Consider the following 22,303-nt stretch of genomic DNA (forward strand, 5'->3'; position numbering starts at 1 on the left):
CAGTAAAGTTCTTCTAAAGTAGTCATAGCCTGAGGATCCCCACGATTTTGTTTTCTAAGCAAAAACTTTGATCGTGCCTCAGGCACTTAGTTCCTTTTTTCTTTTCTTCCTTATCCAGAGTTCAGGTTAGTCTTAACAAAAACCTAAAGTGAACATCCACAGTGCATATCACAAATAAAAACACCAAAAAACGCTTTAATTTTATTGGTGTTTTTAGTTTAGGCTTCAACCGATGTCTATAGACTCTGAGAACTTTCCACTCTTATAAATTACGAATAAAAACACATATAAATCAGCATATTGCAACAACAGGAACTCACAAGACCATGAAAAATACCACGTTCTAATCAAGGGGTTAATTTGCGCCCTACATCGGTTGCATCTTACTCGCATCCTGTTCCGAGGCCGTGGCGATCTGTCTTTCATTTGGTGTCTCCCTCCTTTCAAAGTGCACGGTTTGGTAGCCAAGTTCCGTGCGATGCCATCGCGGCTAGAACGGTTGTGCTTACCTAATACTTTCGTCCCAACCACCGTGTTTCGCCTGTGTCACTTTAGCTTTTATCCTCGCCTCTAGCGACTTGATAAACCGAACCGAGGCCGCAACGTGATTGAAGAGAGACTCCAGCGCATCCTCAACCATCATCATCCCCCCTACAAATGGACGCGGTTGCTTGCCGAAAGCTTCTTCACGGAAGGCTGTCCATCAATCATGAGCCGTCCCGATTGCTTCCTCAGTTCGATTATTGAAGTTGTTTCCGAACGAGGGGCCTACTTGGCTTTTCAGTTCGATGGCTGCGATCAATTGTCCCTTGTAGAGCACCAAAGCCAAGAACCCGTCCATGTTCTTGCCAGCGGTGACTCCTGCACGTTCACCTTGGTCAGCCTTGCCCGACTCTATTTATTTTTGTCTTGCTGCTTCGCGGTTGCCCCAAAACTCCTTCACGGCTTCGCGGGCTTTCTGTTCGTAGTCGACGAGATCGAGCGCCATTTATTCTCCATTTCCCCCGAGGGCAGATCGTTCTTCTTGGCTTAGGTCGTAGAGCCTGAACACAGCCCGGTTGCAAGCTTGCAAGTCCCGTTTGATAGCAGCCTCGGCTAACTCACGGCGCAGCGGTTCTGGCACTTCAGCCCAGTGCGGAATGCGAATACGGCGCAGGTACTGCGCTTGGAAGCGTAGGAATCCACCTCGCATTTTCGTTGAATAGGTCGCCACAAACAGACGAGTGACAGCGGATAGCAGAACAGCCTGCAAGGCCCGTAAATCCCAGTCGTCTGACGTGACGTAGTAGAGGTTGTGATGAGGATACAGTTCACCATCTTCATAGACGATATGCGCCTGTCCCTTGATATCTGGAATCAGGAGCTTTGGCCTCGCAGCCAACGACGGCGTGATGCGGTCAATTGTGCGATACCAGTTGGCCGGAGCTTTCTGCGCACAGTGACGCCCAGCGATCACCTCTCGTCGGGCCTCAAGGTAGCTCCGCAGACGGGGATACTCGTCAAGATCGACCAGTCCGCCCTGCTCAGCAAAGGGGTTGATAACACCCAGACCGCGCCACTCCACTTCGCCGGTCATGATGTCTTTGGTTGTTACCAGCGGCACCTTCCGGTCTGGCTCAACATTGAGCGCGTCGAAATCCCCGATAAACGCTTTGTCCGCGCCAGTCTCAACACCGATCCCGACCTTACACCCTGCCTCTTCCAGCAGGGGAAAGTCCCCCTCCAGACGGCGAATAACCGCCATCTGGTCGAATGACTCCAGCAACCACGGCTCCGAACCGTTGGTCACTTGGGCAAGTTCACGCACCGGGCCGACTTCCTTCGGCAGCGAGGGGGCTTTGAGCAAACCTACCAATGCGGTCAGCGTCGCCCGGTCAATAGCCGGGCGGTAAGCGATGCGCGTTGACCCCGGCACTTCACGGCTGATGATAGTGATTGCTGGGTAGGCAATCACATCGGAGTGGAAGGCAGGTGTATCCACCATGTCGACATAGACTTTCAGGTGGAACCGCTCGGCTACGAGGCTGCGCAGTGGCCCGCCATAGCGGTTTTTCATCCAGCGATCAGCGCAGATGAAGCCTAGGCGGCCACCATCCGACAAAACCGACAGAGACCGCTCGATGAAGGGAATGTAAATATCTGCCCGGTCATACATCGTCAGGTAACGACCGCGATATTCGGCAAGCAGCGGCGCCGGAATCAACTCCTGACGGACATAGGGTGGGTTGCCAACCACAAAATCGAATTGCCCCTCCAGCGGTGCCAGCAGGAAATCGCCTTGCGACAGCCAGCAACTAGCCAACGTTGCCGCAGCATTCGCAGCGATCCCTTGCCGCCTGAGCAGTGCAACAACGGCAGCTTTGGTGCTCTTAAAGGTCTCGTAGTGCAGTTCCACCGCCCGGATTGCATCGGTTAGTTCGTCGAGCGCGGAACCGCTCGGCCTTGCTGCCCGCCATGCACTCAGTAGCCGCTCAATGATCGGCAACAGAAAGTCGCCACCACCAAATGACGGCTCCAAAAGCCGCTTTTCGTGAAGCGGTTGATCCTCTGTGTAACCAACCAAGTCGAGAATGAAATCCACCACCTCAGAGCGCGTGAAAATGGCCCCTCGGGCTTCGAGCCCGCCCTCCGTCGCCAAAGCCTCAGTCGCTACCGTGACGGGACATACAGGCACTGCAACAGCTCTAGGAGTAACCTTGCTGAGCACGCTGTCTGCAGCATCTAGTTGTTGGGTCATCCCAAATCCTCATTGGCGCGGCGTGATGACGCCGACGTGCTTGTAAAGTGTGGTTCGGGACACGCCATAACAGCGGGCTACCTCGGCCACCTGAATATCGGGATCGCGCAACAGGGCTTTGATCTCGCGCTCCTGCTGGTCGTCTAGCTTCGGTTTGCGGCCACGTGCGCGGGCTGCTGCAAGCCCGGCCTGCTTGAGCGCGTCGCGCTGCAGGTCCAGGTGCCGGTCTATGCCGGACGCGGGATCATTCCCACTCAATAGTCGCAGGTGGTTTACCACTGACATCATAGACAACTCTTGATATCCCATTGACTTCATTGATGATCCGGTTAGAAACCCGGCCTAAGAAATCGTATGGTAAATGCGCCCAATGTGCGGTCATAAAATCAATCGTTTCTACTGCCCGTAACGAAACAACCCAGTCATATTTACGACCATCCCCCATCACGCCCACGGAGCGAACTGGCAAGAATACGGTAAACGCCTGGCTGACTTTATTGTACAAATCAGCCTTGTGCAGCTCTTCGATGAAAATAGCATCAGCCAGACGCAGCAGATCGCAGTACTCTTTCTTCACTTCACCCAGTACACGAACACCCAAGCCAGGGCCTGGGAATGGATGACGGTTCAACATGTCATAAGGCAATCCCAATTCCAAGCCAATCTTACGCACTTCATCTTTGAATAACTCTTTCAGCGGTTCCACCAAACCCAATTTCATCTCTTCCGGCAAACCACCTACGTTATGATGAGATTTGATAACGTGTGCTTTGCCTGTCGCAGATGCTGCTGATTCGATGACATCCGGATATATAGTGCCCTGTGCCAGCCATTTAACCTGAGCCTGTTTGCTCGCCTCTTCATCAAAGACTTCAACAAATACACGACCAATTGTTTTACGCTTCTCTTCAGGATCATTGATGCCAGCCAGTGCAGTAAGGAAGCGGTCTTCTGCTGGGACATGAATAATATTCAGCCCAAATTTACCGGCAAACATTTCCATCACCTGCTCAGCTTCATCCAAACGCAGTAAACCATTATCAACAAATACACAGGTCAGGCGGTTACCAATTGCGCGATGCAGTAACAATGCGGTGACAGAGGAATCAACACCACCGGACAGCCCCAAAATAACGTGATCTTCACCAACCTGTTCACGCAGACGTACAACGGTATCTTCGATAATAGAAGCAGGTGTCCACAGCGCTTCACATTGGCATACATCCAGTACAAAACGTTCCAATATACGCTGCCCCTGATGGGTATGGGTGACTTCCGGGTGGAATTGCACGCCATAAAAACGTTTTTCTTCATTTGCTATGATGGCAAATGGACAGGTATCAGTGCTGGCGATAGTGACAAAGTCCTCGGGAATTGCAGTAACTTTATCACCGTGACTCATCCATACATCCAATAATGGTTTACCTTGCTCATTTAATGAATCTTGAATCCCACGGAATAATGCACTCTCCGCTTTAATCTCAACCTGGGCATAACCAAATTCACGCTCAGTAGAATCTTCTACCTTACCACCAAACTGTACTGACATCGTTTGCATACCATAGCAAACGCCCAGAACCGGAACGCCAGCGTTAAAAACATATTCAGGTGCACGTGGACTTCCTTGTGCTGTGGTACTTTCCGGACCACCGGAAAGAATAATACCGCTTGGGTTGAATTCGCGGATTTGCTCTTCAGTGACATCCCATGCCCAAAGTTCACAATAAACCCCGATTTCACGGATACGGCGAGCAATCAATTGAGTATATTGCGAACCAAAATCAAGGATAAGAATGCGGTGTTGATGGATATTAGTTGTCATGTGCGGTGAATTCCAAAAAAACAAGTAACAAATAAAAGATAAGTGGCCCTTATATGGGCCACAATAAATATGGATTACAAACCTAACCGGTAGTTTGGAGACTCTTTGATAATGGTGACATCGTGAACGTGGCTTTCCTGAATACCGGCATTACTAATGCGAACAAATTCTGCTTTGGTTCTCAATTCATCAATAGTTGCACAGCCAGTCAGCCCCATACAGGAACGCAAGCCTCCCATTTGCTGATGGACAATGTTTTTCAGCAAACCTTTATAGGCTACACGGCCTTCAATACCTTCCGGTACCAGCTTGTCTGCGGCATTATCAGTTTGGAAATATCGATCAGAAGAACCTTTGGACATCGCCCCCAATGATCCCATGCCGCGATAAGATTTAAATGAACGCCCCTGGTAGAGCTCAATTTCTCCTGGTGATTCTTCTGTCCCTGCCAGCATAGAGCCCACCATAACACATGACGCTCCTGCGGCGATGGCTTTGGCAATATCTCCAGAGAAACGAATACCACCATCAGCAATAACTGGAATACCGGTGCCTTCCAACGCTTCAACAGCATCAGAGATAGCCGTAATTTGTGGCACCCCTACACCGGTAACAATACGGGTAGTGCAGATAGAACCGGGACCAATACCGACTTTAACCGCATTGACGCCAGCCTCTACCAGCGCTTTTGCGCCTTCCCCAGTCGCCACGTTACCACCAATAATTTGTAGATTCGGGTATTTAGCGCGGGTTTCACGAATACGTTGCAGTACCCCTTCAGAATGACCATGCGAGGAATCAATAAGCAGAACATCAACACCGGCGGCAACCAATGCATCAATACGCGCTTCATTGCCAGCACCGGCACCAACCGCAGCACCAACACGTAAACGACCACGTTCATCCTTACAGGCGTTCGGTTTACGTTCTGCTTTCTGAAAATCTTTAACCGTGATCATGCCAAGTAGATGAAAGTTTTCATCAACTACCAGCGCTTTTTCGACACGTTTTTCGTGCATTTTTTGCAACACAACTTCACGGGCTTCACCTTCTTTTACTGTCACCAGACGCTCTTTAGGCGTCATTACCGCAGTAACAGGCTGATCCAAATCGGTAACGAAACGCACATCACGGCCAGTAATAATACCAACCAACTCGTTTCCTTCAGTGACAACCGGATAACCCGCAAAACCATTACGTTCTGTCAATTCCTTAACTTCACGCAGCGTTGTTTTAGGTGCCACAGTGACTGGATCTGTCACTACCCCACTCTCATGTTTTTTGACTCGGCTAACTTCTTCTGCCTGACGCTCAATGGACATATTTTTATGGATAAAACCCATTCCACCTTCCTGAGCCAACGCAATAGCCAAACCGGATTCGGTGACGGTATCCATAGCGGCAGACAACATAGGAACTTTCAAACGAATGGAGGAAGTCAGTTGAGTAGACAGGTCAGCAGTGTTAGGTAAAACAGTAGAGTGGGCAGGAACTAACAGAACATCATCAAAGGTTAAAGCTTCTTTTTTAATTCGTAACATAAGCAATATCTCACCAAGCTGCTGAAAATTTAAGGAATAAAATATTGCCGCGGCATTATACAGAACGTAATCGGTTGCCTCCAGCATTTTATTAAAAAATTTCTTGCTTACTTCGTGATGAAGGTTAGTATCAGCATATTAAGTTATTGTTTTGAAATTTGATCTTTCTCACATGTCACTACCTTTTAATACTGGAATTTTTTCTGTCAGCCGTCTCAATCAGACGGTTCGGCGACTGCTCGAAATGGAAATGGGCAGAATTTGGCTAAGCGCTGAAATATCCAATTTTTCTCACCCCGCCTCCGGGCACTGGTATTTCACGCTGAAAGATGAGCGTGCCCAAGTGCGGGCGGCAATGTTTCGCAGTAGCAATCAACGGGTAACATTCAGGCCACAAAATGGTCAGCAAGTTTTGGTTCGCGCGACAATCACGCTTTATGAACCAAGAGGAGATTACCAGCTTATTGTTGAAAATATGCAACCCGCCGGTGATGGCCTGTTACAGCAACAGTTTGAATTATTGAAACAAAAACTTGATGCAGAAGGATTATTTGACCAAAGCCACAAGAAGCCCCTGCCATCCCCTGCTCAACAGCTTGGTGTCATTACTTCAACCAGTGGCGCAGCCCTGCATGATATTTTGAATATTTTAAAGCGCCGTGATCCATCATTACCCATCATCATTTATCCAACAGCGGTTCAGGGCACAGAAGCACCGTTACAGATTATCCGGGCTATTGAATTAGCTAATGAGCGTCGGGAGTGTGATGTATTGATTGTTGGGCGCGGTGGTGGCTCGCTGGAAGACTTATGGAGTTTCAACGATGAACATGTCGCCAGAGCCATTTTTCACAGTGATATTCCGATAGTCAGTGCGGTCGGTCATGAAACAGATGTCACCATTGCTGATTTTGTGGCAGATTTACGCGCCCCGACGCCATCAGCGGCCGCTGAGTTAGTTAGCCGTAATCAGCTCGAATTATTACGTCAAATTCAGTCGCAACAACAGCGGTTGGAAATGGCAATGGATTATTTCTTTGCCCAGAAACAACGTGTTTTCAGTCTGTTATCTCATCGTTTACAGCAACAACACCCTCATTTACGACTAGCGCGTCAGCAAAACTTACTGGTCAATTTACGCCAGCGACTCACTGACAGCTTACAACGGTGCTTAAAGCAAAACAGCCTGGCTTATGAGAAATTACAGCAACGGCTCTGGTACGCTGAACCTAGCTCGCAAATCCACCAGTATAGCCAACAGATTCAGCAACAAGATTTCCGGTTAAGACAAGCGATTGAAAGGCAAATCAGCCGTTCCAGAGAAAAATTTGCCATTTCCTGTTCACGGATGGAAGCCGTTAGCCCTCTGGCAACACTGGCTCGTGGTTATAACATTAGTCAAACATCGGATGGAAAATTACTAAAACAAACCAAACAGGTACGTGTTGGTGATGTCCTGAATACCCGTTTACAAGATGGCTGGATTGAAAGTGAGGTGTTGAAAATCAAGAAAGAACGGAAAAAACGCTCTGCAAATCTGAAATAGTGGCCTTCCTTTGCCACTTATTTCTCCTACAAGTCAGAAACGAATTTCTGCGCCGACAATATAAGTCCGGCCCCGAGCAGTTTGCATAGCCGAAGTTTGCTCAGTCATTAATGGAGAAGAGTTTGCACGATTAAGTGCTTCAGAGTAATTTTTATTTGCCAAGTTCTGTACTGAAAATTTCAACAACACATTGTGATTTATCTGATAATCGCTATAAAGATCGACTATCGTTGGGATTTTAGGTTCTTTTTGCTGTACAACCCTCCCATCTTCATCAAAATTATATTGATCTGGGTCCAGCCTATGAGAATCACCGGTATATTTAACAATCGCACCAACACGGAGTTTCTCATTAAATAAACGAACACCGGTATCCAACGTCATAAAGCTATCAGGTAATTGGGACAACGGCTCTGCACCAAAATGCGCTGTAGCGGCAGAAGTTGGCTGGCGCGTTTTTTGCCAACTATAAGCCAATTTGCTATAAAACATACCAGCATCATAATCAGCAGCAATTTCATATCCGCGTATTTTTACCGGAGTCAAACTATTGTGATAGATATACATTTTGATGTTAGGATCGACTTCATTGTAATCTGTCGAACTATCGTCTTTACATTTTTTCCTATTGCCACAAATAAGCCAGATATCACTGAGAATATAATTTTTTACTTTAGTATGATACCAAGCAGCTTTCAGACGGAAAGTATCTCCCTTTACAATTAAATCTGGGCGGAAACTGTTAAAGCCAATTTGATAAGTGTCTGATGACTCTCCTTTCAAAAATGGGTTCATAGATCCACCACCTTCATTACTATAGAAAGTCTCCTGAATATTTGGTGCTCTCATTGAACGGGCATAACTGACGAATGGTTGGAACTCAGGAATAATTTCTGCTGATAGTAAAATACCTGGATTAAACCCATGTTCTTTTAAATCCAATTCGGTTGCTCCCTGGGGAAAACAGGGAATCCGCAGATCACAAGCCGGTTTATAGCCTTTAACACTGTAATCCATATAATTAAACGTAATATCTGCCTGATAAATTCCACGATTTATTTTCAATCCACCATAAATACTGACAATATCTTGTTTACCACTTGGCGCGAAAACATTGTTTTCTTTTACTTCACTATCTTTCTTTTTATATTCGCTCTTTTCTTTTTCATCTTTACCTCGACCAGAATAAACACTACTCGTTGTCCTGCTATATTCGGTTTCCATCAACTTACTGCCAAATGTTAACTCAAAATTTGTATCACCATAGTCGAAACGACTAATATTACTGATATCTATTGCATCTGATTTATTTTTTGCATTACTATTTAGCAACTTAAAAAGTGAATCACCTTCATAACGTTGACTACTCTCACTAGTGCTAACCAGTAATTTTATATCAGCCCATTCACTAAATGGAGTGTAATTGTATTTTAAATAAATATCCCGACTATCAATATGACGGCGGGTAAATTTATTATGATAATTTCGGCCACTTAGCTCCATATCATGAAATTCATTTAGTTCAATTTTTATTTTCATTAATTGCGAATTAGGTTTTTGCTTAAACGATTTATCTGTAACAAACTCATCGCTTAATACTCCATCGCCATTCTTATAATGTGCATCAATTGAATGCCCGCTGACAGCCAGCATAGCACCTATTGAACCTTCAGAACTAAAAGCGGGTGTTTTACCCGCAACCGCTATCATGCCATTATAGCCAATACCATTATTTCCATAAGCTGTTTTTGTGCGTACTCCCAACGAATTCTCTGCGAATATCACATCATCTACACCAATTGTGCGAAAATTAGCGCTACCCACTAATGCATTAACACTATTCGATCCATCAGATTGACCACGGTTGACATCAACTCCCACAATAAAATTGGGATCAATGATTGTACCGAATTGGTTATAAGTAGTACCGTGAGCTGGACTCGTCGGAGATGTACCATAAAAACTCTGGCTAACACCATCAACCATCATATTTACTCGCCCAAATCCACTTAATCCACGAATATTCACACTCACGGTTCCCTGCCCCGGATCTATTTGCGTATAGGTCCCAGGCATACTACGTAATATACTATCCGTTGATTGAAGTTTTGTATCTTCTCCTTTAGAACTGTATGAACCGGGCCTTTCCATTGCCCTCACTTCCGCATCATCCTGTGAACCAGAAACCTTAAGGCTACTGAATTTCATCACCTTATCTGATTTTTTCTCTTGCTTTTCCTCGCCATAAGCAAACCCTTGAAGCCCAATGAAAACCACACCAGCCCCTGCTATCTTTGTCATTATTTTCATTTCAATCATCCCAAATGCATACAAATCAATATTTGCTCACATGCCCGTCTTTAGAAAATAAAAATGTTTAGCACTGATAATGATTTATCAGTGCTTTAAATAACAAACTTATACTATTTATAATTTATTTCAGTTATCTTTTAATTGCGGAAAATACTTTTTAGCATCATCCAGCATCAAAATAAAACTGTAATCCAGCGCAGTATCTTTTAATCGATTAAATCGGCCCGATTTACCACCATGCCCGGCACTCATATTGGTTTCTAATAACAAAATAGAGTTATCTTCCTTCATATCCCGTAATTTTGCTACCCATTTAGTCGGTTCCCAATATTGCACTTGGGAATCATAAAATCCACTCGTAACCAATAAGTTTGGATAACGTTGATGTTTTATATTGTCATACGGACTATATGATTTAATCCGGAAATAATCTTCTTTATTTTCAGGATTACCCCACTCCTCATATTCTCCTACGGTCAGCGGAATAGAAGGATCAAGCATGGTTGTTACGGCATCAACAAATGGAACTTGAGCAACCACACCGCGATATAATTCCGGTGCCTGATTAATCACAGCGCCCATTAGCAAACCACCCGCACTCCCTCCCATCGCATAAACACGTTTACTGTCACCATATTTCTGAGCAATCAGTGCTTTAGTCACATCAATAAAGTCATTAAAACTATTCATTTTATTTTCGACTTTACCTTGTAGATACCATTTCTTACCCAATTCACCGCCACCACGCACATGCACCAAGGCGTAAACAAAGCCCCGATCTAATAAACTCAATCGTGGTGAACTAAATGAAGGGTCCATGCTGATACCATAAGCCCCATATCCATAAATCAGTATTGGGTTATGACCTTTTTTAAACAGTGATTTACGATATACCAGAGATACCGGAACTTCAATGCCATCACGGGCCTTCACCCAAATACGCTGGCTCTCATAATGATGTTTATCAAAACCTTTTACTTCCTGCTGCTTAAGTAATTCCCGCTCGCCTGTTCTCATATTCCATTGGAATGTTGAGCTTGGTGTCGTCATGGACGAATAACCATAACGGACAAAATCAGTATTAGGTTCGGGGTTGTAATCAATCCATGCCATATAACTTGGATCGTCAAACTTAATCTGTTTTTCTTGCTGTGTTTGCCAATTAATCTGACGAATTGTCGGCAATCCTTTTGTTCGCTCCTGTACAACCAACCAGTCATTAAACAGGTCGAAATCTTCAAGATCACTATCTTGTTGCGGAGCAATGACTATTTTCCACGGTGTATTAATGGCATCCGTCTGATAAAGCCCATAAGTTTCATTCTCATGATTTGACCGGATGTAGAAGTGATCGCGGAAATGGTCAATATAATACTCTCTGCCTTCCTGACGAGGAGAAAATACCTGAAGTTCAGCTTGGGGTTTATTGGCATCAATCAGCAAATATTCAGAAGTCGAATTACTGGTTATCGACAACATAATATAATCACGGGAAGTGCTTTTAGACACGTTTAAATAAAAACGCTCATCGTCTTCCTGATATATTTTCTGATCTTCGCTGGTATTGCTACCATATTGGTGACGAAATACCTGATATGGCAATAAGGTCTGTGAATGTCTGCGCACATAAAACAACGTATTATTGTCATTAGCCCAAACCATGTTGCCAGAAGTATTTTTTATTACATCGTTATTCCACTGTTTATCCGCAATATCTTTAAAAGATATCTGATAATTACGGCGCCCTTGCGTATCTTCCGCAATCGCAATACGTTTATTATCCAGAGAGATGGCAAAATTACTCAGTTGGTAATATTCGTGCCCTTTAGCCCTTTCATTACCATCGACCAATACCTGCCAATCTGATGAGCCATCAACAGGTTTACGCTGATAAATCGGGAAATCTTTGCCCGTTTCATAGGTTGTCCGATAAATATACCCATTATAAGTATAGGGTACCGATTGATCATCCTGCTTCACCCTGCCAACCATTTCTTCGTATAACGTATCCCGTAGCTGTTCACCGGGTTTTAGCATCTGTTCGGTATATTTATTTTCGGCTGTCAGATAATCAATGACTTTTTGATCTTTACGATTATCATCCCGCATCCAGTAATAATCATCTATACGAGTATCACCGTGGGTAGTTATATGGTGTGGTTGTTTCATTGCCTTTGGTGGCATAATTTCTTCCTCTGCGGCGACAGGATTCAACCAGCCGCTTAATAAAAACATCAATAACAGCCCTTTAGTTTTCAGGGCAAACCGCGCTTGCTGCCTTAACATATTTGCTGTCCTTAAGTCGCTCAAAGTATTAATTAGTTAAACTAAAATCAATCGGAAGTTCTATCGTAATTCCATTACCGCTTAAAACGGTATCGGGGGGAGCTGGCAACGGTTGCGCTCTTGCCAGAACTTGCTTCGCTTCCCTGTCTAAAGAATGAGTTCCTGAACGACGAACTAAGTCACTGTTAGTAACATAGCCCTGTTTATCAATAGTGAATCTGACTGTAGGCCGACCCGTGCGATTTCTTCTCTGTGCATCCTCTGGATAGCGTTTATAGCGGTTCAAATGCCCGATAACTTCGGCTCGCCATAGTGCATCCGCATCAGCGATAGCCTTTGAATCACTGTCATAAGAAGCAGCAACCCGCGAAGTAACATTCGTAGATATAGCCGTACTGCTCACCATAGCAGCACTACTTTGAGATTTTTCACTCTCTTGCTCTTCTACCTGCTGGCGCTTCACCGGTGGTGTTTTTTCAAGCTCCTCATGGTGTTTTTTCTGTTTTTTAGGTTTATGCACCAGAATCTGCGCCTGTTCATCTTTAATAAGCTCAGGCGTCTTAATCTCATTAATCTCGCTTTCCTGCTGCCGGCTGGCAACAGCAAGTTGCTGTTCAATACCGATAGGCTGTTTTTGTACCCGATGTGTCGCTTCTGTTAACAATGAAAGCTCCATCATCACCGCCGGCGGCGGCATCAGTTCATCAATAGCAATTTCGTCTGGCTGGTAGATAATCCAACCAACCAAAATGAGGTGAGCAGCAATAGCAGAAATGAGCCATTTTTTAAAATGCCCCGTTTGAAAGGCCGGGTGTGTCAGCGTCAACATGGATGATAGCGCATAATTTTAATTATCATTTAGTAATGATAATTAATTTCATATGCTAATGAAAATTATTTTTCCCTGTATCGTTAACTTGAGCACATCCCTGTGCCAAGGCCCCTTATATACGGGGAAAAGATTACCATTTGTTTAAAATATCTACGGTTTTTTTACTGGTGTATACCAGACATAATCAGCATATTGGCTATCCAGTACATTGCTTTTTTCAGCGATGATCAACACAACAAGATCCTCTTGGGGAGATAAGTCTTTAACATGCAGAGGAACACCTATTACTTTTGTTGCATGATATCCACCCGCAATCAGTGTGGCAGGAGCCGGCGCTTTAAGTAACTGTTCCGCCATTCTGCGATCCCGCATTTGCTGAATAGCTGTCATGGCAGATAACTGTTGTTCCGTTATTTCACCACCGTGAACATCTTTAATCACCGCTTTAATCTGCGCTTTAACATTTTCAGCAACAGAAATATTCCCCTGGAGGGTCGGAGGGTTACTGTAAGCTGCTTTAATTTCACTGCGATCTAAGTTTGCAGACAGCAACGGATAAGGCTGATACATAAGCTCCATGACCAATCCACCATACAACTCCCACCGCCACCCATCTTGCCATGCAAGAAGCTCTTTTATGCGACTTTCACGTACGATAGGCTTAGTTTGCAACCAACTCTTAACCTTATTCACTTTTTGCTGCTGATCAGGATTAATCATCTCTAACAGGACTGAACCCTGCTCTCTTTTAAGCGGAAGTTGCTGAACCAACCAAAGCTCTATCTGATGATGATATGGATTATCATGTTTTTCACCCACAACTACCCGCTGATGTGATGCCAGCCGATTGATCAATTCATCAGGGGTCAGGGCATGACCTGTTTTAAGATCGATAATAGCCCCTTGTTGAGTCAGTTCCGGTGAAAGCGCTTGGAGAGTTGGTTTCTGTTGTACAAATACACACCCAGATAAGACCAGTAAACCACAGATAATCAGAAAAGATTTTACAACCGTGAGAAATTTCATCATGCCCATTATCCATATTAATGTTTTGCGCATCATATAGATAATAAGAATCGTTTACAACAAACCGCCCCTGCCTATAGGAAACAGGGGCGATGGGTATTACAGCGGATGAGTTTGCGCTTCAACTGCCGCCAGAGCGACCATATTAACGATACGACGTACAGAAGAAATTGGTGTCAGAATGTGTACCGGTTTGGAAACCCCCATCAGAACTGGGCCAACGGTAACGCCTTCAGAACTGGTGACACGTAGCAAGTTATAACTGATACGGGCAGATTCCATATTCGGCATAATTAACAGATTGGCAGCCCCTTTCAATGGGCTATCTGGCATAATGTCACGGCGAATACTTTCAACCAATGCGGCATCACCATGCATTTCACCATCAATTTCAAGCGAAGGTGACATTTTATTCACCAATTCCAGCGTCTGGCGCATCTTCTGTGCTGAGAGGCAATCTGTGGAACCAAAACTTGAATGAGAAAGCAAAGCAACTTTTGGTTCAATACCGAAACGGCGGATTGTCTCTGCGGCCATAAGGGTAATCTCGGCCAATTGTTCAGGCGTTGGATCATTATTGACATAAGTATCCGCAATAAAAGTATTACCACTTGGCAACATCAATGCATTCATTGCACCAGCAGTATGAACCCCATCACGGAAACCAAACACATTTCTCACGACATCGTAATGTTCACTGTAACTGCCAACGGTGCCACAAATCAGGCCATCAGCTTCACCACGCAGTACCATAATCGCCCCAATCAGGGTGGGATTACCGATAACTGCACGACGAGCTTGTTCAGCAGAAACACCTCGACGTTTCATAATGTGATGATATTCCTGCCAGTATTTTTTGAAGCGCGGATCATTCTCATTATTGACGACTTCAAAATCTTTACCCGCTTCAATATGCAATCCCAGTTTCTGGATACGCATTTCGATAACACTGGGGCGACCAATTAGAATCGGGTAAGCCAGCTCAAGAGAGATCAGCTCCTGAGTCGCATGCAATACACGTACTTCTTCCCCTTCGGCCAAAACGATACGCTTTTTCGCTTTCTTAGCCTGAGAAAAAATAGGTTTCATAAACAAGTTTGTTTTATAGACAAACTCATTCAGCTTCTCGATATACGCTCCAAAGTCTTTAATCGGGCGGGTTGCTACGCCGGAATCCATTGCTGCTTTGGCAACTGCCGGGGCAATTTTTACAATCAGGCGCGGATCAAATGGTTTAGGAATAATATATTCCGGGCCAAAAAACAGATCCTGATCATCATAAGCGGAAGCCACTTCTTCACTCTGTTCCGCCAGCGCTAAATCCGCAATCGCATGAACACAGGCGAGCTTCATCTCCTCGTTAATGGTTGTTGCACCAACATCCAGCGCACCACGGAAAATAAACGGGAAACAGAGCACATTATTAACCTGATTCGGATAATCAGAACGACCAGTACAAATGATTGCATCAGGGCGAACTTGTTTTGCCAATGGCGGCAAAATTTCTGGTTCAGGGTTTGCCAATGCCATGATGAGGGGATCTTTAGCCATCATTTTCACCATGTCTTGAGTCAACACGCCAGGACCGGAACATCCGAGGAAAATATCTGCACCAGGGATAACATCACCTAATGTGCGGCTGCCATTGTCTTCAATCGCATAGGCAGCTTTAGTTTCTTCCATATTTTTATCGCGACCACGATAAATCACCCCTTTAGAGTCACATACCACGATATTCTTGCGTTGCAACCCAAGCGCAACCAGCAAGTTCATACAAGCAATAGAGGCAGCACCGGCACCAGAAACGACTAAGCGAACCGCTGAAATCTCTTTTTTCATAATCCGTAAACCATTCAAAACAGCAGCAGTACAAATTATCGCTGTACCATGCTGGTCATCATGGAATACCGGAATGTTCATTTTTTCCCGAAGTTTTTTCTCAATATAGAAACATTCCGGTGCTTTGATATCTTCGAGGTTAATTCCCCCAAACGTCGGCTCCAGTGCCGCAATGATATCAATCAATTTGTCAGGATCAGACTCATCAACTTCAATATCAAATACATCAATACCTGAGAACTTTTTAAATAGGACACCTTTTCCTTCCATCACTGGCTTACCTGCCAGTGCACCAATATTCCCCAATCCTAAGACCGCACTACCATTAGATATCACTGCCACAAGATTGCCACGCGCAGTATATTTGTAAGCCGCTAATGGATCTTCTGCAATTTCCAAGCAAGGCGCAGCAACACCTGGTGAATAAGCTAAGGCCAAATCTCGCTGAGTTATCAGAGGCTTAGTAGGAGTAATCGTGATTTTCCCTGGTTGTGGAAACTGGTGAAAATCCAATGCACTCTGTTTTAATTTTTCATCCATCGTCGGATCCTTTATATACAATCTGGAGTAAAAGCAGGAGCAGTATAATAGGTACTGTGTGTCAAATCATAACATTGACAGCATCTTATCAATAAAGTAGCACTTTTTTGTTCATGAAAAATACTACCCAATTTATCCACTAATGCCCTACTTAATATAGGAAAATAAAGAAAGAAACATTACCATTTATACAATATCATTGAAGTTATAGTAACAATAATAACTATAACTCAGAAAAACTCTCAATATAAATTCAATTAAAATAAATTTTATAAAAGAAAACAAATCTAATAATCATACATTTAACATATTGATTTTTAACACCATTAAAAGAAGTTAAGTTATGTATTTTTTGTGAAAATTACTCATCTTCTTTTTTTACTTATCAAACTAATTTGCGCTATTTATATTTTTATATCAGGATGTGCTTTCTGGACTTACAGAGCTATCAACTTTGTAAATCAATCGGTTTTGATAAAATTTTTTCATAGCAATTTAATTTAGGGCAGACCCATTCATTACTGCCTTTTAATCAAATTCAAAGTCTGCATTTCGTGGCTTTACTTATTTAAGGGAGAAGGAAAATGTATAACCATTCAGTGATGATAGTTGATGACCACCCTCTCATTCGCCATGGCTTGAAACAGATTGTAGAGCTCGATCGGGCGCTTACCGTAACAGCGGAAGCTGACAATGGTGAAGAAGCAATAAATATTGCATGCAAGCTGAAACCTGATGTCATTATGATAGATCTCAATATGAATGGCCTTTCAGGCGTGGACACGATTAAATCTATCCGTAGAAAAGGGATCAATTCCTATGTACTGGTATTATCCGTTTCAGATGATCGAAATGATGTTTACGCAGCCATTGACGCAGGAGCTAATGGCTACTTGCTTAAAGATAGCGACTTAGATTCGTTATTAAGCAGTATTCGCCATGCTGCTCGTGGACAAACTGTATTTAGTGAAAAAATATACCAACATCTCGCTAACCGTCATAAACATGTTGATCCTTTATCTGAATTGACCAAACGTGAGTTAGATGTATTAAAAGAAGTTTCCAGTGGCATGACCAATAAGGAAGTTGCTGATGTCTTATTTATTTCTGAAGAGACAGTGAAGGTACACATCAGAAACTTGTTAAAAAAACTGAATGTACGTTCCCGTCTGGCTGCAACAATCATGTATTTGCAACATAGGAAAAATGGAGTAGCCTAATACTTCTTCCGAGCCGCTCCTTGAGCTTATTACCGAGGGTCGGCTCTTATCGCTGTTATGTAGTAAATGTTATGTAGCAAATACCCCCTATGAGAACAGGCCAATAAAATTGAGTCTCCTGTTTTGGTATCTCCGATAATAAAAATCAGGATATCATCTAGATAAAACAGGCATTTTCCAGCATTATGTTTAGGTATTTAAATTTTTTTAAGGATCTGTTAAATGATATTGGATAAATCTTCTCAACCCGCTTTTACTCTCTATGGGATCAAGAATTGTGACACGATAAAAAAAGCCCGTCGTTGGCTGGAAGAACGGGAAATTACTTACCTGTTTCATGATTATCGTGTTGATGGACTCAATGCAACACTTTTGCAGTCATTTATTGACAAACTGGGTTGGGAATCATTAATTAACACCCGTGGTACAACCTGGCGTAAACTGACCGATCAACAACGAACAACAATTAATAATGCTGACGCAGCAAAAGCGTTGATGTTGGAACAACCCGCTATTATCAAACGTCCACTATTAATTTCTGCAAAAGGTGATTGCCTATTAGGCTATAAAGTGGATGAGTATCAGCAATTTTTTGCTGAGGCACTCTGAAATGACTTGCCCTGTAATTGAACTTGCACAACAACTCATCAGACAACCCTCTATCAGCCCGGACGATAAAGGTTGCCAAAATATTATGATCGCTCATTTGCAAGCAATTGGCTTTACCATTGAACGAATGCCCTTTGGCGATACAAACAATTTTTGGGCCTATCGCGGCATAGGCCCGACATTAGCCTTTGCCGGACACACCGATGTCGTCCCTGCGGGCGATGAATCTCAGTGGGAATATCCCCCATTTGAGCCAACTATCCGTAATGGCATGCTATATGGCCGGGGTGCGGCAGATATGAAAGGCTCATTAGCTGCCATGATTGTCGCGGCTGAACGTTTCGTTGCCGCCTATCCCAACCATAATGGACGTCTGGCCTTTCTTATTACTTCAGACGAGGAAGCGAAAGCCACCCACGGCACCATTAAAGTGGTTGAAACCTTGATGTCCCGCAATGAACGTTTGGATTATTGCCTGATAGGTGAACCTTCTAGCCAGCATCATCTTGGCGATATGGTGAAAAACGGCCGTCGAGGTTCCCTTACTGCGAATCTCACTGTTCACGGTATTCAAGGCCACGTTGCCTATCCGCATTTAGCTGATAACCCAATCCACCGTCTCCTTCCTGCTTTACAGACATTGATCAATACACATTGGGATAAAGGGAATGAATTTTTCCCGGCGACCAGTATGCAAATTGCCAATATCCACGCGGGAACAGGCAGTCATAACGTGATCCCTGGGAATGTGCAAGTTCAATTCAATTTCCGTTTCAGTACAGAACTGACTGACAGCCAAATCCGTGAACAGGTTGAAACTATCCTCAAAAATCACAATCTCAATTACACGATTGAGTGGATACTGGCAGGTCAGCCTTTCCTAACAGCCAAAGGTGAGTTAGTCAATGCCGTCATTCAAGCAATAGACCAATATTGCGGCTATCAACCTGAATTATCTACCAGTGGTGGTACATCCGATGGGCGATTTATTGCTCCGATGGGTGCTCAAGTTGTCGAACTGGGGCCACTGAACTCAACAATTCATAAAGTTAATGAGTCCGTTAGCGCCGCCGATCTGCAACAACTCAGCCGGATTTATCAACGTGTTATGGAGCAATTAATCCAGTGATCACAGCAAATATGTTAACCGGCCTGGCTACTGGCCACTTGATTTCTCTCTTTGGCAATCACCGATTACAACCAGAAGCCGCCAATGCTTTTCTTTCCATGCAACAAGCCGCTGAAAAGGCCGGAATTCATCTGCAACCGGCCAGCACGTTCCGTGATTTTCAACGTCAGCAAGCTATCTGGAATGGAAAATTCCGTGGTGAACGCCCGGTGTTGGATGAAAACAGCCAACCCATGGACATCACCCAATTATCAGAAGGAGAACGCTGTAAGGCAATTCTTCGTTGGTCCGCCCTGCCCGGCGCCAGCCGTCATCATTGGGGAACAGATTTGGATATCTATGATCCAACGATGCTACCGGATAACCAGACGTTATTACTCGAACCTTGGGAATATGAAAATGGTGGTTATTTCGCACCATTAACTCATTGGTTGACCGAGAATATGGCTCATTTCGGTTTTTACCGTCCTTTTGTCGGTAACCGTGGCAGTGTCGCTGATGAACCGTGGCATATCAGCTACCAACCATTAGCCAAGCAATTGGAAAAATTGCTGACTCAGCAGATGTTACTGGATGTATGGCAACAGCATGACATCGCCGGCATTGACTGGTTATCTACTAACTTACCTTATGTATTTGAAAATTACCTCCATGTTGCGCAGGAGACAACCTCATGCAATGGTTAGCTGATTACTGGTGGATTATTTTAGTTTTATTAGTTGGCGTTCTTCTCAATGCCATTAAAGAGTTACGCCGACTGGATGTTAAAAAATTTCTGGACAATAAACCGGAACTACCTCCTCATCGGGATCTTAATAGCAAGTGGGATGATGAAGATGATTGGCCACAGAAAAAGCCATAGTCCACTCTTGCCACTCTCTGGTAAGTTTCCGATTGAGACTTGACAACGCCTGTGCGGTTTCTTGCCGCCAGAGTCGCATTAATGCCTTATATCCACTCAACTTTAATACGGTGATGCATTGCTCAACACTCATTTCTTGCTGGAGATGATTTCTTAGCGCAATCAACGGCAAATCACTGTTCAGCAACAATCGTTGCAAGGCCGGTAATGAAGCAGAAAATGGTCGGTGAGCAAATGCAAAACCTGACAGTTCCTGCCAATCATGCTGATTGAGATGATGGTCAGTTTGGTAATCAACAGGCAAGCTAAATCCAATCTGCGATTCCAGCCAATGTGCATCACGGGCAAGCTGTTGCTCAGCTTGAATCCCCAGCACAATCCCTTGTTCACTCAGGGGAAAAATAGCCATTGCCGTATAACAACCGCTGCTGGCTTCTAAATGGGTTCCCATTCGCACTAATTGGAAGCCACATTTCTGCCATAATGCCCAAAGCTCCGCGGTATAACCAAAGCTAACGGAAATAAAATCCACTCCCTGTTTTTCTGCCCTTTCCCGTTGATACGCGATCATTCCCTGAGCAATACCTTGTCTGCGATTATTAGCCTGTACAGCAACCCTGCTGATCCGTTGAGATTTCAAAACCGCCGCCTGCGGTAAACCGCTATGGGCAGCTAACGATTGAGCAACCAAATTTCCTCTTGGACGACGCCTGCCTGCCCATATTTCATGGGCTAACTCAAGCGCCAATCCACCCTCTTCAACCATCCACAAAGCCCCCATTAAGGCATTATTTCCAAAAGCCGCAACAAATTGCATGCCTTTGGCATCAAGTAAACGCCGTAAATCTAAAGGTGAAGTTTTGTAGTGAGCGCTGGTCAATATGCCGTAAAACTGCCTCAGCAATTCAGGTTGTTTAATCCATTGTTGCTGATGACAAACGTGATAACTGATAGCCTTATCAGAATTGTTGACAGGAATTGCATCCTCAAACAGTAAAGCTTTTTCCAACCAGTTTTCCAGCGGATCATTTTCAGCCCAACGCACAGGAGCCGTCAGGTTTAGAATATGACTATCAGGGATTCCAACACAAAATTTAAGTAAAAATCCGCGTCCTGTACCTTCATATCCTTGCACAGTTGTGGTCAACAATATTCGGGGAAAATAGCTGATCAACTCAGATAATTGAGGCATTGGAATAGCAGCGGCTTCATCGATAAGCAACCAATCAATATCTGACACGCTATTTTGTCTACAATATTTCAGCAAATTATCTACGGCCCAGAATTTTCCCTTTTCCTCCGCATAACATCTGATAACTTCAGTTGTCGCTTTTGCTGGTGCAGTTAACCAGCAATTTCCTTGCCATTGCTGCATTAACATACCTGCAAGTGTCGATTTACCTCGCCCTCTTGGCGCAGTAATGACCCATACCCCCTGATTTGCCCGCAAAAGTCGAGTCAAAATGGCATGTTGGCTGGCCGTTGGGTTGCCATCAGGCAGTTGCCACGCACTATATTGTGGAAATTCAGGGATGCATAAGGGATCATTTTGCCGCCATAGCAAAACTTGAGGATCGCTAACAATTTGCTGCTGAATATGCTGAACAAAATGCGGCGTTGGCATAGCATCTAACTGTTCGTTCCAACGCGCGCTATCCTTATCTGGTTGATAATGCCATTGGTACCAAGATGGAACCATCATCACCAACCAGCTTCCAGCTTTCAATGTGCCTGCCAATATCGCCAGTGCTTCCGCATTAAAACCTGCGGTAGCATCAAATATTCCATGCAGATATTCCTGGCCTAATAAACTGGCCGCCTTTTCTGGCAGCACAGCGTGCTGTTTACGATAAGAGATCCATAACCAATCACCAATAAATCTCTGCTGTAATTCATTAGCCTGCAAATAGCACCAATGATCATCTCCACTCAACACCAACAAACGACGTAACCCTTGCTGCTGCATTTCTGTCTGTATCACACTCAGTTCCGGCAACATAA

At 44.2% G+C, this 22,303-nt stretch carries 16 protein-coding genes and 1 pseudogene; 6 read left to right on the forward strand and 11 right to left on the reverse strand.

What is annotated here, in order from left to right; genetic code table 11:
• Positions 1-505 precede the first annotated feature (505 nt).
• The 5 genes and pseudogenes from AACQ83_RS10850 to guaB form a co-directional block, all read right to left on the reverse strand.
• Positions 506-988 (reverse strand): annotated as a pseudogene (locus AACQ83_RS10850) (PaeR7I family type II restriction endonuclease).
• The gene (locus tag AACQ83_RS10855; RefSeq protein WP_240000771.1) at positions 989-2,737 is read right to left on the reverse strand and encodes an Eco57I restriction-modification methylase domain-containing protein; all 1,749 of its coding nucleotides are present in this window, start codon (positions 2,735-2,737) and stop codon (positions 989-991) included.
• Between the two features lie 9 nt (positions 2,738-2,746).
• A complete protein-coding gene (locus AACQ83_RS10860) occupies positions 2,747-3,025 on the reverse strand; it encodes a helix-turn-helix domain-containing protein (protein ID WP_240000772.1) in 279 nt (92 codons plus the stop codon).
• A complete protein-coding gene (guaA, locus tag AACQ83_RS10865; RefSeq protein WP_112877651.1) occupies positions 2,982-4,559 on the reverse strand; it encodes a glutamine-hydrolyzing GMP synthase in 1,578 nt (525 codons plus the stop codon). The genes AACQ83_RS10860 and guaA overlap by 44 nt, the downstream gene beginning before the upstream one ends.
• Positions 4,560-4,633: 74 nt before the next feature.
• Positions 4,634-6,100, reverse strand: a complete 1,467-nt coding sequence (guaB, locus tag AACQ83_RS10870) for an IMP dehydrogenase (RefSeq protein ID WP_112877758.1) — start codon at positions 6,098-6,100, stop codon at positions 4,634-4,636.
• 172 nt (positions 6,101-6,272) lie between these two features.
• Between guaB and xseA the strand changes: the two genes are divergently transcribed.
• Positions 6,273-7,646, forward strand: coding sequence for an exodeoxyribonuclease VII large subunit (gene xseA, locus AACQ83_RS10875; protein ID WP_112877653.1), 1,374 nt, complete (start codon positions 6,273-6,275; stop codon positions 7,644-7,646).
• 33 nt (positions 7,647-7,679) lie between these two features.
• Here the strand turns inward: xseA and AACQ83_RS10880 are convergent, their stop codons facing one another.
• The 5 genes from AACQ83_RS10880 to maeB all read right to left on the reverse strand — a co-directional run bounded on the left by AACQ83_RS10880 (position 7,680) and on the right by maeB (position 16,482).
• The gene (locus AACQ83_RS10880) at positions 7,680-9,956 is read right to left on the reverse strand and encodes a TonB-dependent receptor domain-containing protein (RefSeq protein ID WP_112877759.1); all 2,277 of its coding nucleotides are present in this window, start codon (positions 9,954-9,956) and stop codon (positions 7,680-7,682) included.
• A gap of 129 nt (positions 9,957-10,085) precedes the next feature.
• A complete protein-coding gene (locus tag AACQ83_RS10885; RefSeq protein ID WP_370446058.1) occupies positions 10,086-12,194 on the reverse strand; it encodes a S9 family peptidase in 2,109 nt (702 codons plus the stop codon).
• 79 nt (positions 12,195-12,273) lie between these two features.
• On the reverse strand, positions 12,274-13,074 hold the full coding sequence (locus AACQ83_RS10890) for an energy transducer TonB (protein WP_112877655.1): 801 nt from the start codon (positions 13,072-13,074) through the stop codon (positions 12,274-12,276).
• A 153-nt stretch (positions 13,075-13,227) separates the two neighbouring features.
• A complete protein-coding gene (locus AACQ83_RS10895) occupies positions 13,228-14,103 on the reverse strand; it encodes a ChaN family lipoprotein (RefSeq protein WP_112877761.1) in 876 nt (291 codons plus the stop codon).
• Between the two features lie 99 nt (positions 14,104-14,202).
• Positions 14,203-16,482 carry an NADP-dependent oxaloacetate-decarboxylating malate dehydrogenase gene (gene maeB, locus AACQ83_RS10900; protein WP_112877657.1) on the reverse strand — a complete coding sequence of 760 codons (2,280 nt, stop codon included), beginning with the start codon at positions 16,480-16,482 and terminating at the stop codon, positions 14,203-14,205.
• 584 nt (positions 16,483-17,066) lie between these two features.
• Here maeB and AACQ83_RS10905 point away from each other — a divergent pair.
• From AACQ83_RS10905 to AACQ83_RS10925, 5 genes are all read left to right on the forward strand, one after another.
• Complete coding sequence (locus tag AACQ83_RS10905) at positions 17,067-17,702, forward strand: response regulator (protein ID WP_011146941.1); 636 nt, start codon at positions 17,067-17,069, stop codon at positions 17,700-17,702.
• Positions 17,703-17,927: 225 nt separating this feature from the next.
• Entirely contained in the window at positions 17,928-18,311 is a 384-nt protein-coding gene (locus tag AACQ83_RS10910) for an ArsC family reductase (RefSeq protein WP_112877762.1), read from the forward strand.
• Position 18,312: 1 nt separating this feature from the next.
• Positions 18,313-19,440 (forward strand): succinyl-diaminopimelate desuccinylase, encoded by a 1,128-nt coding sequence (gene dapE / locus AACQ83_RS10915; protein WP_112877659.1) that lies wholly within the window; start codon positions 18,313-18,315, stop codon positions 19,438-19,440.
• Positions 19,437-20,126: a M15 family metallopeptidase gene (locus AACQ83_RS10920; protein ID WP_112877661.1), complete on the forward strand. Its 690-nt coding sequence runs from the start codon at positions 19,437-19,439 to the stop codon at positions 20,124-20,126. The genes dapE and AACQ83_RS10920 overlap by 4 nt, the downstream gene beginning before the upstream one ends.
• On the forward strand, positions 20,114-20,302 hold the full coding sequence (locus AACQ83_RS10925) for a YpfN family protein (RefSeq protein ID WP_112877663.1): 189 nt from the start codon (positions 20,114-20,116) through the stop codon (positions 20,300-20,302). The genes AACQ83_RS10920 and AACQ83_RS10925 overlap by 13 nt, the downstream gene beginning before the upstream one ends.
• Here AACQ83_RS10925 and AACQ83_RS10930 read toward each other — a convergent pair.
• Positions 20,253-22,301: a tRNA(Met) cytidine acetyltransferase TmcA gene (locus tag AACQ83_RS10930; RefSeq protein ID WP_112877665.1), complete on the reverse strand. Its 2,049-nt coding sequence runs from the start codon at positions 22,299-22,301 to the stop codon at positions 20,253-20,255. The genes AACQ83_RS10925 and AACQ83_RS10930 overlap by 50 nt on opposite strands.
• Between the last annotated feature and the right edge of the window lie 2 nt (positions 22,302-22,303).

The organism is Photorhabdus sp. S10-54, assembly GCF_963878145.1.
GTDB classification, from domain to species: domain Bacteria; phylum Pseudomonadota; class Gammaproteobacteria; order Enterobacterales; family Enterobacteriaceae; genus Photorhabdus; species Photorhabdus kayaii.

Bases quoted from the DNA above. Each gene is read 5' to 3' on its own strand.
- AACQ83_RS10855 (WP_240000771.1), bottom strand. From the start codon at position 2,737: ATGACCCAACAACTAGATGCTGCAGACAGCGTGCTCAGCAAGGTTACT.
- AACQ83_RS10860 (WP_240000772.1), bottom strand. From the start codon at position 3,025: ATGATGTCAGTGGTAAACCACCTGCGACTATTGAGTGGGAATGATCCC.
- guaA (WP_112877651.1), bottom strand. From the start codon at position 4,559: ATGACAACTAATATCCATCAACACCGCATTCTTATCCTTGATTTTGGT.
- guaB (WP_112877758.1), bottom strand. From the start codon at position 6,100: ATGTTACGAATTAAAAAAGAAGCTTTAACCTTTGATGATGTTCTGTTA.
- xseA (WP_112877653.1), top strand. From the start codon at position 6,273: ATGTCACTACCTTTTAATACTGGAATTTTTTCTGTCAGCCGTCTCAAT.
- AACQ83_RS10880 (WP_112877759.1), bottom strand. From the start codon at position 9,956: ATGAAAATAATGACAAAGATAGCAGGGGCTGGTGTGGTTTTCATTGGG.
- AACQ83_RS10885 (WP_370446058.1), bottom strand. From the start codon at position 12,194: ATGTTTTTATTAAGCGGCTGGTTGAATCCTGTCGCCGCAGAGGAAGAA.
- AACQ83_RS10890 (WP_112877655.1), bottom strand. From the start codon at position 13,074: ATGTTGACGCTGACACACCCGGCCTTTCAAACGGGGCATTTTAAAAAA.
- AACQ83_RS10895 (WP_112877761.1), bottom strand. From the start codon at position 14,103: ATGAAATTTCTCACGGTTGTAAAATCTTTTCTGATTATCTGTGGTTTA.
- maeB (WP_112877657.1), bottom strand. From the start codon at position 16,482: ATGGATGAAAAATTAAAACAGAGTGCATTGGATTTTCACCAGTTTCCA.
- AACQ83_RS10905 (WP_011146941.1), top strand. From the start codon at position 17,067: ATGTATAACCATTCAGTGATGATAGTTGATGACCACCCTCTCATTCGC.
- dapE (WP_112877659.1), top strand. From the start codon at position 18,313: ATGACTTGCCCTGTAATTGAACTTGCACAACAACTCATCAGACAACCC.
- AACQ83_RS10925 (WP_112877663.1), top strand. From the start codon at position 20,114: ATGCAATGGTTAGCTGATTACTGGTGGATTATTTTAGTTTTATTAGTT.
- AACQ83_RS10930 (WP_112877665.1), bottom strand. From the start codon at position 22,301: ATGTTGCCGGAACTGAGTGTGATACAGACAGAAATGCAGCAGCAAGGG.